The 12,448-nt window shown below is 67.3% G+C and carries 11 protein-coding genes and 1 pseudogene; 10 read left to right on the top strand and 2 right to left on the bottom strand.

Going from position 1 to position 12,448, the window contains the following annotated elements; genetic code table 11:
• The first annotated feature begins 19 nt into the window (after positions 1-19).
• From HUJ28_01070 to HUJ28_01045, 6 genes are all read left to right on the top strand, one after another.
• A complete protein-coding gene (locus HUJ28_01070; protein MBD3618052.1) occupies positions 20-343 on the top strand; it encodes a DUF2322 family protein in 324 nt (107 codons plus the stop codon).
• A 191-nt stretch (positions 344-534) separates the two neighbouring features.
• Complete coding sequence (locus HUJ28_01065) at positions 535-1,686, top strand: efflux RND transporter periplasmic adaptor subunit (GenBank protein ID MBD3618051.1); 1,152 nt, start codon at positions 535-537, stop codon at positions 1,684-1,686.
• Positions 1,683-2,366, top strand: coding sequence for an ABC transporter ATP-binding protein (locus HUJ28_01060; protein MBD3618050.1), 684 nt, complete (start codon positions 1,683-1,685; stop codon positions 2,364-2,366). The genes HUJ28_01065 and HUJ28_01060 overlap by 4 nt, the downstream gene beginning before the upstream one ends.
• Positions 2,363-3,568: an ABC transporter permease gene (locus HUJ28_01055; protein MBD3618049.1), complete on the top strand. Its 1,206-nt coding sequence runs from the start codon at positions 2,363-2,365 to the stop codon at positions 3,566-3,568. Before HUJ28_01060 ends, HUJ28_01055 begins: the two co-directional genes overlap by 4 nt.
• A 15-nt stretch (positions 3,569-3,583) precedes the next feature.
• Positions 3,584-4,783, top strand: coding sequence for an ABC transporter permease (locus tag HUJ28_01050; GenBank protein MBD3618048.1), 1,200 nt, complete (start codon positions 3,584-3,586; stop codon positions 4,781-4,783).
• A 52-nt stretch (positions 4,784-4,835) separates the two neighbouring features.
• On the top strand, positions 4,836-5,312 hold the full coding sequence (locus HUJ28_01045) for a hypothetical protein (protein ID MBD3618047.1): 477 nt from the start codon (positions 4,836-4,838) through the stop codon (positions 5,310-5,312).
• A gap of 183 nt (positions 5,313-5,495) precedes the next feature.
• On the opposite strand, the gene HUJ28_01040 is transcribed toward HUJ28_01045, so the two are convergent.
• Together HUJ28_01040 and HUJ28_01035 are read right to left on the bottom strand one after the other, a co-directional pair.
• Positions 5,496-5,963, bottom strand: a complete 468-nt coding sequence (locus HUJ28_01040; GenBank protein ID MBD3618046.1) for a transposase — start codon at positions 5,961-5,963, stop codon at positions 5,496-5,498.
• A gap of 573 nt (positions 5,964-6,536) precedes the next feature.
• Positions 6,537-10,388: an FAD/FMN-binding oxidoreductase gene (locus HUJ28_01035; protein MBD3618045.1), complete on the bottom strand. Its 3,852-nt coding sequence runs from the start codon at positions 10,386-10,388 to the stop codon at positions 6,537-6,539.
• 216 nt (positions 10,389-10,604) lie between these two features.
• On the opposite strand from HUJ28_01035, the pseudogene HUJ28_01030 reads away from it, so the two are divergent.
• From HUJ28_01030 to HUJ28_01015, 4 genes and pseudogenes are all read left to right on the top strand, one after another.
• Positions 10,605-10,910, top strand: a pseudogene (locus tag HUJ28_01030) (type II toxin-antitoxin system RelE/ParE family toxin).
• Complete coding sequence (locus HUJ28_01025; protein MBD3618044.1) at positions 10,907-11,239, top strand: putative addiction module antidote protein; 333 nt, start codon at positions 10,907-10,909, stop codon at positions 11,237-11,239. The pseudogene HUJ28_01030 and the gene HUJ28_01025 overlap by 4 nt, the downstream one beginning before the upstream one ends.
• A 538-nt stretch (positions 11,240-11,777) precedes the next feature.
• Complete coding sequence (locus HUJ28_01020) at positions 11,778-12,038, top strand: type II toxin-antitoxin system HicA family toxin (protein ID MBD3618043.1); 261 nt, start codon at positions 11,778-11,780, stop codon at positions 12,036-12,038.
• Complete coding sequence (locus tag HUJ28_01015) at positions 12,028-12,240, top strand: type II toxin-antitoxin system HicB family antitoxin (GenBank protein ID MBD3618042.1); 213 nt, start codon at positions 12,028-12,030, stop codon at positions 12,238-12,240. Before HUJ28_01020 ends, HUJ28_01015 begins: the two co-directional genes overlap by 11 nt.
• Positions 12,241-12,448: the final 208 nt, after the last annotated feature.

Below are 12,448 nucleotides of genomic sequence, written 5' to 3'. Positions count from 1 at the left end.
GACCTGGATCCACCACACCATGCCGACCTTCAAAGAGAACCTGGAAACCCTGAAGCAGAACACCGACAACCTCGCCGCGCTGGAATTCTACGGTGACGGCTACGAGCCCGACTTCGTGATCGAGAACAGGGAAGGCAGCGCCGGCTCGCTCAAGGTGTACTACGAGGTGGCCGTGGAGTTCGGCGGCGTGGGCCCGAAGGCGGCACAGAAGGCGCTGGAACTCTACGCCGAGCACGTCGAGGACGCGAAGGCCAACCCGGGCAAGCACCCGAACATCGACCGCCTGTTCGAGATCATCGACCAGGACCTGTACTACTCCGTGCGCGCGGTGCCCAAGGCCTGAGGATACGAGGGCCTGAGAATACGAGGGCCTGGATACCGACCACAGCCTGCCGGCGCACGGTTTGCGCGTCGGCAGGCCCGGCCTGACGCAGGCCGGGTACTGACCCCGGTCATTCCCCCCCGCGCCGCACTCCACTAGAGTTATGTCTGGGGACGCCATCCGGTGTCTCCCAACGAGCCGAGGAGTCCTGCGTGAGTCGTCGCCCCATCCGCATCGCCGTCATCGTCGGCATCATCGCCGTCATCGCGGCCCTCATCTGGTGGAACACCCGACCCGAGCCCATCACGGTACGCGCCGTGACGGCGGAGCGCGGCACGGTGGAACGCACCGTGGCCAACACCCGCGCCGGCACCGTCGAGGCCTGTCGCCGTGCCCAGCTCACGCCGAGCATCGGCGGCCAGGTGGCCGCCCTGCCGGTGCAGGAAGGCGATTTCGTCGAGGCCGGCCAGCTGCTGCTGGAGCTGTGGAACAACGACCTCCGGGCCCAGGTGGAACTGGCCGCCGCCGAGTCACAGGCCGCCCAGGCCACGGCCCGATCGAGCTGTACCCAGGCCGACGCCGCCGACCGCGAGGCGGCACGCATCGCCCGCCTGCGCCGCGACGGCCTGGCCTCGGAGGAACAGGCCGACCGCGCCGACACCAATGCCCGCGCCCTGCGCGCCCAGTGTCAGGCGGCGGTGGCCCGCGCCAACGTGAGTGTCGCCAGCATGAAGGTGGCGGCCGCCAACCTGGAGCGCACCCGCCTGAGCGCCCCCTTCGAAGGGGTGGTGGCCGAGATCACCGCCGAGCTCAACGAGTTCGTCACCCCCTCCCCCGTCGGCGTGGCCATCCCGCCCGCCATCGACCTGATCGACAATACCTGCTTCTACGTCACCGCCCCCATCGACGAGGTCGACGCCCCGGGCATCGCCGTCGACATGCCCGCCCGCATCACCCTGGACGCCTTCAAGAACCGCGCCTTCGAAGGCCGCGTGCGGCGTATCGGCAGCTACGTGGTGGACTACGAGAAGCAGGCCCGCACCGTCGACATCGAGGCCGAGTTCGTGGTGGCCGAGGACATCCTCGACCTGCTGGCCGGCTACAGTGCCGACGTCGAGGTGCTGCTGGACCGCCGCGAGGATACGCTGCGCGTGCCCACCGAGGCGGTGATCGACGGCGAGCGCATCTACGTCGTGACCCCGCGCGGCACCGCCGAACGGCGCAGCATCCAGACCGGCCTGTCCAACTGGAGCTACACCGAGGTGCTGGACGGGCTCGCGGCCGGCGAGCAGGTCGTCACCTCCATCGACCGCGCGGGCCTGGCCGACAGCGTGCCGGTGCGGGTGGGCGACGAGCGGCCATGATCCGGCTCACCGGCATCAACCGCCTCTTCGAGGTGGGCGACGAGAAGGTGCATGCCCTCAACGACGTGAACCTCGACGTCGAGGCCGGCGAGTACCTCTCCATCATGGGCCCCTCGGGCTCGGGCAAGTCCACCCTGCTGAACATCCTGGGCCTTCTGGACCGCCCCAGCTCGGGCACCTACCACCTGGACGAGGTGGACTCCTCCAGCCTCAGCGACGACGAACGCGCCGCCCTGCGCCGCGACAAGATCGGCTTCGTGTTCCAGTTCTTTCACCTCATCCCGCGGCTCACGGCCTTCGAGAACGTGGAGCTGCCGCTGGTCCTGGCCGGGATGGACCCGGCCGAGCGCCGGGGCAAGGTGGAGGCCGCGCTGGCCTCGCTGGGGCTCACGCCGCGCGCCGCCCATCGTCCGGAACAGCTCTCGGGCGGACAGCGCCAGCGCGTGGCCATCGCGCGCGCCACCATCATGGACCCGCCGGTGCTGCTGGCCGACGAGCCCACCGGCAACCTCGACAGCGCCTCCGGCGGCGAGGTGGTGGAGATCCTCGAGACCCTCAACAACCGCGGCATCACCCTGCTGGTGGTCACCCACGACGAGGCGCTCGGCCGGCGCGCCACGCGCCGCATCCACATGGTGGACGGCGCCATCGTCGAGGACGTAAGGCAGACCCCGTCATGAGCCCCGAGGACACCCTGCGCTTCGGCTACCGCTCGCTCACGGGCTACCCCACCCGCACGCTGCTGATGCTGCTCGCCATGTCCATCGGCGTGACCGCCGTGGTGCTGCTCACCTCGCTCGGCGAAGGGGCGCGCCAGTACGTGCTGGACCGCTTCTCCGCGCTGGGCTCGAACATGGTGATCGTGCTGCCGGGCCGCTCGGAGACCACCGGCGGCGCCCCGCCCATGGTCGGGGCCACCGCCCGCGACCTCACCCTGGGCGACGCGCTGGCCCTCTACCGCAGTTCCGCCGTGCGCAACGTCGCGCCGCTGATCGTCGGTACCGCGAACATCGCCTACGGCGGGCTGCGGCGCGAGGTGATGATCCTCGGCACCACCGCCGAGATGCAGCCGGTGCGCGAGCTGGAGATGGCGCAGGGCCGCTTCCTGCCGGCCGGCGAGGCCGAACGGGCCAGCAACGTGGTGGTGCTGGGGGCCAGGGTCCGGCGCGAGCTCTTCGGCAACGCCTCCGCGCTGGGTGAATGGGTGCGCATCGAAGACCGGCGCTACCGTGTCATCGGCATCCTCACCGATAAGGGCGAGTCGCTCGGGGCCGACATCGGTGACTCGGTCTTCATCCCGGTGGCCTCGGCCCAGCAGCTCTTCGACACCGAGGGGCTGTTCCGCATCCTGGTGGAGGCCCGCGCCCGCGAATCCATCCCGCGCGCGGTGGCGGCGGCGCGCGAGATCATCCGCGAGCGTCATGACGGCAAGGACGACGTCACCGTCATCACCCAGGACGCGGTGCTCGCCACCTTCGACCGCATCCTCACCGCGCTCACCCTGGCGGTGGGCGGCATCGCCGCCATCAGCCTCGGGGTGGCGGGCGTGCTGATCATGAACGTGATGCTGGTGGCCGTCTCCCAGCGCACCACCGAGATCGGCCTGCTCAAGGCGGTGGGGGCCTCCGGCGGCCAGATCCTGCGCCTGTTCCTCACCGAGGCGGCCATGCTCTCGCTGCTCGGGGCCGCACTCGGCATCGTGCTGGCCTATATCGGCATCGGCATCCTCGGGCAGATGTTTCCCAACTTCCCCCTGAGCCCGCCCAACTGGGCGCTGGGTGCGGCCGTGGGCATCTCGCTGGTCACGGGGCTGGTATTCGGGGTGATGCCCGCACGACGCGCTGCCCGCCTCGATCCCGTGCAGGCGCTGGCGCGGCGCTAGGACAGAAGCAATCGCATGCACAGCCGCGACTTCCTGAAACTCTCCTCCAGCGCGATCATCGCCCATCGGATGCGCAGCTTTCTCACCGCGCTGGGCATCGCCGTGGGCATTGGCGCCGTGGTGCTGCTCACCTCCGTGGGCGAGGGCATCCACAAGTTCGTGCTCGCCGAGTTCACCCAGTTCGGCACGAATATCGTTGCCGTCAATCCGGGCCGGACCACCACCCATGGCGTCTCCGGCGCGGTATTCAACACCACCCGCCCGCTCACCCTGGACGATGCCGATGCCCTGGCGCACATCCCGCAGGTGCGCGGCGTGACGAGCTTCGTGCAGGGCAGCGCCGAGGTGGAATACGGCAAGCGCGGGCGCAGCGTCACCGTGTTCGGCGCCGGGGCGCAGACACCGGACGTGCTCAAGCTCCAGCCCGCCGTCGGCCGCTTCCTGCCGGACGAGGACCCGCGCACCGCACGGGCCTTCGCCGTCCTCGGCAGCACGCTGCGCGACGAACTGTTCGGCACGCAGAACCCGCTCGGCGAGATCGTGCGCATCGGCGGCGAACGCTACCGCGTGATCGGCGTGATGGAATCCAAGGGCCAGATGCTGGGCTTCGACCTCGACGACACCGTGTACATCCCCACCGGCCGGGCACTGGCCATGTTCAATCGCGAAGGCGTGATGGAGATCGACGTGGTCTACGAGCCGGGCGCCAGCAGCGTCGAGGTGGCCGCGCAGATCCGCCGCATCCTCATCGCCCGCCACGGCTTCGAGGACTTCACCATCACCACCCAGGACGACATGCTCGAGACCCTGGGTGGCATCCTCGACATCCTCACCCTGGCGGTGGGTGCGCTGGGGGGTATCTCGCTGGTGGTCGGCGGCGTGGGCATCCTCACCATCATGATCATCTCGGTGAACGAGCGCACCGGCGAGATCGGCCTGCTGCGCGCCCTCGGTGCCAGTCGCCGGCAGGTGCTGTCGCTGTTCATCGGCGAGGCCGTGGTGCTCGCCAGCATCGGCGGCGCCGCCGGCCTCCTCCTCGGTGTCGGTGGCGCCTGGCTGCTCGGCGCCACCGTCCCGGCCCTGCCCACCCACACCCCGCTCAGCTACGTGCTCTTCGCCGAGCTGCTCGCCGCCGCTGTCGGGCTGGCCGCGGGCGTCATCCCGGCACGGCGCGCCGCGGGGCTCGACCCCATCGAGGCCCTGCGCTCCGAATAGACCGCCCGCCGGCATGGTCGCACCAGGCCGCTGGTCCCGTTATGCTTGCCCCATGCCCACACCGAACCCCATGCCGATGTCCCGACGCCAGCTGCTCACCCTGCTCGTCGCCGCGTTTCTGCCCTGGGCGTCCCCGGCCGTCGCCGGCAGCGACCCGCAGCGCCTCGTCGAGACCTTCCTCACCGCCAATCAGGCCGACGACGTGGACACCATGGTGATGCTCGCCACCCCCCGACACGAACCCACCATCCGCTCCAGCCGCTGGCGCGACTTCTGGAAGGGCTTCGTCATCAGGGAACACCGCGGACTGCGCTACACGGAAGCAGGCGGTCAGTGGCAGAAGGCCGAGGTCGTGGTGGTGCTGGAATACAGCGAGACGATCATGCGGCGCGTACACCGCCAGTACGAGGCCCTGCCCCCGGGACCGGACAAGGCCATCTACAAGAAGACCATCGACCGCAACGGCCGCCGCGAAGCCGCCATCGACGTGATCCGCATCGGCGACACCTGGTACTGGGATCACGACTAGCATCGCCCCGTACCGGCATCGCGTCTGGCACCGCTCCTACAATAAAACCGCGGCTACGTAGGAGCGCTGCAAGGCGCGATAAGGGGGCGGCAGATTCTCGCAACAGCGCCATCGCGGCTTGCACCGCTCCTACAAAAACCGCGGCTACGTAGGAGCGCTGCAAGGCGCGATAAGGGGCGGCAGCTAAACCCATTTCGCATCCCACAGGGGATAATCCCGCAGCGACGTGACCAGCCCCGCCCTGAGCGGATTGGCCACGATGTAACGGGCCACCGCGCGAATATCTTCCTCCGCGCGAATGGCGTGATCGAAGAAGCCCCGTTGCCAGACCGTTCGGCAAGGATGTGCATGATGCCTGTTCAGCTCACGGGCGCTATGGCTCTTGAAGCTCCCCACCACACGCGACAACGGCATGGCCCTGCCAAGCTCGAAGAGCCAATGGACATGATCCGGCATCACGACGAAGGCCAGGGTATCGGTGGCGGCGGATTCATCCAGACGCCTCATCGCCGCAACCACGGCACGCCCGGATTCGAATGAGGAGAGCAACGGCAAGCGTTGCCGGGTGGTGGAAATGACGTGGTAGATGCGACCGGGCTCAGAATAACGTCCATGGCGTAACGCCCGGCCATGCGGTCCTTGTCTTGCCATGAAGCCCTCCATTCCCTGGAGATGAAGCTGACGTGGGCATTAGACCCGACGATCACCGGCGATACAACCCTGGCACCCGTAGGAGCGTCCGCCAGGCGCGATGAGGGCTGGCAGCTTCGCCCGACATCGGCATCGCGGCTTGCACCGCTCCTACAACAAAAACCGCGGCTCCGTAGGAGCGTCCGCCAGGCGCGATAAGGCATGCCAGCTTCGCCCGACAGCGGCATCGCGGCTCGCACCGCTCCTACAACAAAAACCGCGGCTCCGAAGGAGCGCTGCAAGGCGCGATCGGGCACGGCAGCTTCGCCGGACACCGGCATCGCGGCTCGCACCGCTCCTACAACAAAAACCGCGGCTCCGTAGGAGCGTCCGCCAGGCGCGATAAGGTCTGGCAGCTTCGCCCGACATCGGCATCGCGGCTTGCACCGCTCCTACAATAAAAACCGCGGCTCCGTAGGAGCGCTGCAAGGCGCGATCGGGCACGGCAGCTTCGCCGGATATCGGCATCGCGGCTCGCACCACTCCTACAGCGGAACCATGGCGCCGGTTTTACAACCGGCTACGAGCTGCCCGTCAGAGCAGCACCTTTTCGATGCCGCCGTTGCGGGCCCTGTCTATGAACTGACTCTGCCAGTTCTCGCCGAGCAGGTGGTTGGCGAGCTCCACGACGATGTAGTCGGTGTCCAGCCCCGTCTCCTCTCCGTAGCGCGAGAGGCCCTGCTGGCAGGCGGGGCAGGAGGTGAGCAGCTTGACGTTGCCGGCCCGGGCGACGGGCTGACCGGTGAGCTGCTCGATGCCCTTGTGCAGTTCTTCCTGCTTGCGGAAGCGCACCTGGGTGGCGATGTCGGGGCGGCTCACGGCGAAGGTGCCGGCCTCGCCGCAGCAGCGGTCGGAGAGCTGCACGTCCTGGCCCATCAGCGCGCCCGCGACCTTGATCGGGTTGTGCTGCTTCATCGGCGTGTGGCAGGGGTCGTGGTACATGTACTGCACGCCCTCCACGTCGTCGAGCTTCACGCCCTTTTCCATCAGATATTCGTGGATGTCGAGCAGGCGGCAGCCCGGGAAGATCTTCTGGAATTCGTACTTCAGCAGCTGGTCCATGCAGGTGCCGCAGGAGACGATGACCGTCTTGATGTCCATGTAGTTGAGCGTGTTGGCCACGCGATGGAACAGCACGCGGTTTTCCGTGGTGATCTGCTGGCCCTTCTCGGCGTCGCCGCCCGAGGTCTGCGGGTAGCCGCAGCACAGATACCCCGGCGGCAGCACCACCTGGGCGCCCACCTCGTAGAGCATGGCGAGCGTGGCCAGGCCGATCTGGCTGAACAGGCGCTCGGAGCCGCAGCCCGGGAAGTAGAACACGGCATCGCTCTCTTCCGTCACCTTCCGCGGGTCGCGGATGATGGGCACGATCTTCTCGTCCTCCAGCCCCAGCATGCCGCGCGTGGTGCGGCTGGGCAGCGCGCCCGGCAGGGGTTTTTTCACGAAGTGCACCACCTGGGCGACGATCGGCGCCCGGCCCGTGGTGCTCTCGGGGCGCTTGTTGCGGCGCAGCAGGCGCGTGTTTTTCAGAATACCGTGGGCCAGGCGCTGGGCCTTGTAGCCCCAGCCGATCATGGCGGTGCGCATCAGCTTGATGGTGCGCGGATCCTTCACGTTGAGGAAGGCCATGGAGGCCCAGGTGCCGGCGCTGAAGCGCTTCTGTCCCTGCTCGCGCAGGATGTTGCGCATGCGGATGGACACGTCGCCGAAGTCGATGTTCACCGGGCAGGGCGTGGCGCACTTGTGGCATACGGTGCAGTGGTCGGCCACGTCGTTCATCTCGTCGAAGTGCCGCAGCGAGATACCGCGGCGGGTCTGTTCCTCGTAGAGGAAGGCCTCGATGATGAGCCCGGTGCCCAGGATCTTGTTGCGCGGCGAGTACAGCAGGTTGGCGCGCGGCACGTGGGTGGTGCACACGGGCTTGCACTTGCCGCAGCGCAGGCAGTCCTTGATGTCCTCGTTGAGCGCGCCGAGCTCGCTCTGCTCGAGGATCAGCGCCTCCTGCTGCAACAGGCGCAGCGAGGGGGTGTAGGCGTCCTGCAGGCCGGAGCCCGGCATCAGCTTGCCGCGGTTGAAGCGGCCTTCCGGGTCCACCTTCTGCTTGTAGCTGGCGAACTGCTCGATGGCCTCGGCGCCCAGGTACTGCATCTTGGTCAGCCCGATGCCGTGCTCGCCCGAGATCACGCCGCCCAGGCGGGTGGCCAGCGCCATCACCGCGTCCACCACGCGCTCGGCCTCGTGCAGCATGGCGTAGTCGTTGGAGTTCACCGGGATGTTGGTGTGCACGTTGCCGTCGCCCGCGTGCATGTGCAGGGCCACGAACAGGCGGCTGGAGAGGATCTTGCCGTGGATCTTGTCCAGGCGCGCGCGCAGCGGCTCCAGCTCGCGGCCGCTGAACATCTCCTTCACGGGCCGCTCCACCTCGCGGCGATAGGAGATGCGCAGGGAGCGGCGCAGCAGCAGGTCGATGACGCGGTCGGTCGGCCGCCGGTCGGCGCGGGCAGTATCGTCCAGCAGGGCGTCGGCCTCGGCGGCCGGCGTGTCGAAACGTTCGAGGATGGCCTCCCAGCGCGTCTGCACCGCGCGCAGGTGCTCGCTGGCGGCCGCGATCTTGGCCTTCAGGCTCTGCGCGGCCTCGTCGCTGGCCTCGAAGCCCGGCACCCGGCGCAGCTCCGGGAAGTCGCCGGCCAGGCATTCCAGGGTGGCCTCCACGATGCACAGCTTGTTGCGGATGGACTGCTCGATGTTGATGCGCTCGATGCCCTCTGAGTACTCGGCCAGGCGCTCCAGCGGGATCACCACGTCCTCGTTGATCTTGAAGGCGTTGGTGTGGGCGGCGATGGCGGCGGTACGTGCGCGGTCGGCCCAGAACTGGCGGCGCGCCTCGGGGCTCACGGCCACGAAGCCGTCGGCGTTGCGCGCATTGGCCAGGCGGATCACCTCGGAGGCGGCGGCGGCCACCCGGTTCTCGTCGTCGCCGGCGATGTCGGCGATGAGCACCATCTTGGGCATCTGCCCGCGCGCGCCCTTGGGCGTGTACTTCACCGCCTTCACGTAGCGCTCGTCCAGGTGCTCCAGACCCGAGAGCACCACGGCGTCATCGGCATCCAGGGCGTTCTTGATCTCGACGATGGCCGGCACGGCCTCGTGCAGGTCGGTGCCGTAGAACTCCAGGCACACGGTGCGCAGGTATTTGGGCTCGCGATGCAGCACGAACACGCCGGAGGTGATCAGCCCGTCGCAGCCCTCCTTCTGCACGCCCGGCAGCCCGCCCAGGAACTTGTCCGTCACGTCCTTGCCCAGGCCCTGCTTGCGGAAGGCGCGGCCCGGGAAGCGGAGGATCTCCGGCTCGCCCTGCACCGTCTCGCCGTCGGCGGCGTAGCGGGTGATGCGGAACTGCACCTCGTCCTGGTCGTGGATCTTGCCGCGGTTGTGGTTGAGGCGTTCCACCTCCAGCCACTCGGCGTCCGGCGTGACCATGCGCCAGGAGACGAGGTTGTCGATGGTCGTGCCCCAGAGCACCGCCTTCTTGCCGCCGGCATTCATGGCGATGTTGCCGCCGATGGTGGAGGCGTCCTGCGAGGTGGGGTCCACGGCGAACACATAGCCATGCCGGTAGGCGAGCTCGGAGACGCGGCGCGTCACCACGCCCGCCTCGGCGCGCACCGTCGGCACCGGCTCGGCCACGCCCGGGATGTTGCGCAGCTCCACCGTGCCCAGCCCCTCGAGCTTCTCGGTGTTGATCACCGCGCTCATGGCGTCCAGCGGCACCGCGCCACCCGTGTAGCCCGTGCCGCCCCCGCGCGGGATCACGGTGAGTCCGAGCTCGATACAGGCCTTCACCAGGCCGGCCATCTCGGCCTCGGAGTCCGGGGTGAGCACCACGAAGGGGAATTCCACGCGCCAGTCGGTGGCGTCTGTCACGTGCGAGACGCGCGCCAGGCCACCGACGTCGATGTTGTCCTTGCGGGTGTACCTGGCGAAGCGCTGGGCCGCCCGGCGGCGCAGCTGGCGCTGGGCCGGGAACCAAGCCTCGAAGCGCCCCACCGCGGCGTCGGCCTGGTCGGCCAGGGCCAGCGCCAGGTCGTTGCCCTCGGCCCGCTCGCGGATCTGCGCGATGCGGTGGCGCATGGCGTGCACCAGCGAGGCCAGGCGCTTGCGGTTGGCCAGCAGGTCGTCCTGGATATAGGGGTTGCGGGACACCACCCACATGTCCCCCAGCACCTCGAACAGCATCCGCGCCGAGCGCCCCGTACGGCGCTCCCCGCGCAGGCGGTTCAGCGTCTCCCAGGCCTCGGCACCGAGAAACCGGATCACGATCTCCCGGTCGGAAAACGAGGTGTAGTTATAGGGAATCTCGCGAATGCGGGCGCTGTCAGCGCTCATGGTCACCCATCGAAGGTCGTGAATTCAGAAGAGAGGGAATGATAACACGCGACGGCGGGGTGGTAATGACAGGGATTGTGTGGGAAAGGAGGGATGTGAAGGGTGAAGGGTGAGGGTGAGACAGGACTGACAGGCTCCCCGAAAAAGTCGCCATACCGGCTAATGGGACAGCAGCCGGTCATTGACGAACTGTAGCCGCAGGGCTACATTGATCCCATGGAGCTGCGAAACACGGATGTCTTCGCCCGCTGGCTGGACGATCTGCGCGATATTCGCGCCAGAGCGCGCATCATGGTGCGCATTGAACGTCTTGCCATGGGCAACCTGGGTGATGTGCGCCCCGTTGGCGAGGGCGTTTCCGAATTACGCATCGACCATGACCCGGGTTAACGGGTGTACTACATCCAGCAGGGAAAACAGCTCATCCTGCTTCTCGCCGGAGGCGACAAGCGCACACAAGCCATGGACATGGACGTTGTTGTCGCCAAACGGTTGGCAAGCACCCTGCGGAGCGACCCATGAGTAAACCAGCAACCACGCGCTACGACGTTGCCGAACACCTGCGCACACCGGAGGAAATGGCCGCCTATCTGGAGGCCTGTCTCGAGGAGGCCGGTGACGATGCCGCCTTCATTGCCAAGGCCCTGGGTGATATCGCCCGCGCAAGCGGCATGAGCCGCCTCGCCGCCGAAACCGGTCTTTCACGCGAAAGCCTGTATAAATCGCTTTCCGGCGAACGCGTACCCAGCTTCGATACGGTCATGAAGGTCATCTCCGCCCTTGGGCTCCAACTGCACGCCACCGCGTCGCAGGACAACAACAACCACCCGCCCCGGTCGCCCCGGGCCTGAACCAGCTCAAGCCACGGCTACAGGTGCCCGCGTTTATCCGGCATGAGATTTTTGCCACAGAGGGCACAGAGAACACAGAGTGGTGAGGGCCGGCCTGCGCGTAGGAGCGCTGCAAGGCGCGATCAGGCATGGCACTTAGAGTGCGCATAAACGGGCGCTCTCTGCCTAACGCCTACCTCGTCTCGCCCTCCCACCTCCCGTAGGAGGCCAGCCCCCTGGCCGATAGGGCTCTGGCACCGAAGGTTATCGCCGAGAGGGCTCGGCTCCTACCGCAGAACCCAATGCCGTGCCCACCGTCAATGGCCAACGCATTGGCTGGCATCGGCAAGAAGATCTCCGCCATCCCCCTCTGCGCCCTCTGTGCCCTCTGTGGCAAAAAATCTTCGGCTTCATGGCTTTATCGGGCAGCGCCCTCACGCGATAACGCGGAAGACAGTCAAGGGACGGACCCGGAATAGTGGACACGAAACCAGAGACGCCTACACTTACCTGACAGCCCAGCGCACCCATCCACAGTTCAGGAAGAACGGACCACACCATGGGAAAGCATGCGAAACTGCGCGACAAAATACTGTCTGGCACCGCCGATGCAAACATCGAATTCAAGGGCCTCTGCCAGCTGCTCATCCGGCTGGGATTTGAAGAGCGCATCAGAGGCAGCCATCACATTTACACGCATGAACGTATCGCAGAGATACTCAATTTTCAGCCCAAGGGCCGCCTGGCGAAGCCCTATCAAGTGAAACAGCTCCGCAATATACTGTTGGCCTATCGACTGGGAGAGACGGATGTCGATTAGATACGAACTCATCATCTACTGGAGCCCGGAAGACCAGGCCTTCATCGTGGAAGTGCCGGAACTGGCGGGCTGTGTGGCGGACGGCGAGACCTACGAACAGGCCGTAGCCAACGCCCAGGACTGCATCCAGGCATGGATCGAGACCGCCGAGGAGCTAGGCCGCCCAATTCCCGAGCCCAAGGGTCGTCTCCTGTACGCCTGAAAACAGGCTCCAGGATTCTTTGCCACAGAGGGCACAGAGCACACAGAGTGGTGAGGGCCGGCCTGCGCGTAGGCGCGCTGCAAGGCGCGATTGGGGGGGTGGCGGCCTCGTTCCGGCATGGCCATCGCAGCTGGCGCAGCTTGTATGTTGTGCCCCGACAGGCCAGAAAGGGCTTGTCGGGGTGGAGGGACGAGCTTGGCATCTGGCC

The organism is Chromatiales bacterium (assembly GCA_014762505.1).
Classification (GTDB): domain Bacteria; phylum Pseudomonadota; class Gammaproteobacteria; order SpSt-1174; family SpSt-1174; genus SpSt-1174.
This window is presented reverse-complemented; position numbering and strand designations above follow the sequence as displayed.

What these genes read in the sequence shown, in the direction of transcription:
- HUJ28_01070 (MBD3618052.1), top strand. Translation starts at nt 20, where the DNA reads ATGCCGACCTTCAAAGAGAACCTGGAAACCCTGAAGCAGAACACCGAC.
- HUJ28_01060 (MBD3618050.1), top strand. Translation starts at nt 1,683, where the DNA reads ATGATCCGGCTCACCGGCATCAACCGCCTCTTCGAGGTGGGCGACGAG.
- HUJ28_01055 (MBD3618049.1), top strand. Translation starts at nt 2,363, where the DNA reads ATGAGCCCCGAGGACACCCTGCGCTTCGGCTACCGCTCGCTCACGGGC.
- HUJ28_01050 (MBD3618048.1), top strand. Translation starts at nt 3,584, where the DNA reads ATGCACAGCCGCGACTTCCTGAAACTCTCCTCCAGCGCGATCATCGCC.
- HUJ28_01045 (MBD3618047.1), top strand. Translation starts at nt 4,836, where the DNA reads ATGCCCACACCGAACCCCATGCCGATGTCCCGACGCCAGCTGCTCACC.
- HUJ28_01040 (MBD3618046.1), bottom strand. Translation starts at nt 5,963, where the DNA reads ATGGCAAGACAAGGACCGCATGGCCGGGCGTTACGCCATGGACGTTAT.
- HUJ28_01035 (MBD3618045.1), bottom strand. Translation starts at nt 10,388, where the DNA reads ATGAGCGCTGACAGCGCCCGCATTCGCGAGATTCCCTATAACTACACC.
- HUJ28_01025 (MBD3618044.1), top strand. Translation starts at nt 10,907, where the DNA reads ATGAGTAAACCAGCAACCACGCGCTACGACGTTGCCGAACACCTGCGC.
- HUJ28_01020 (MBD3618043.1), top strand. Translation starts at nt 11,778, where the DNA reads ATGGGAAAGCATGCGAAACTGCGCGACAAAATACTGTCTGGCACCGCC.
- HUJ28_01015 (MBD3618042.1), top strand. Translation starts at nt 12,028, where the DNA reads ATGTCGATTAGATACGAACTCATCATCTACTGGAGCCCGGAAGACCAG.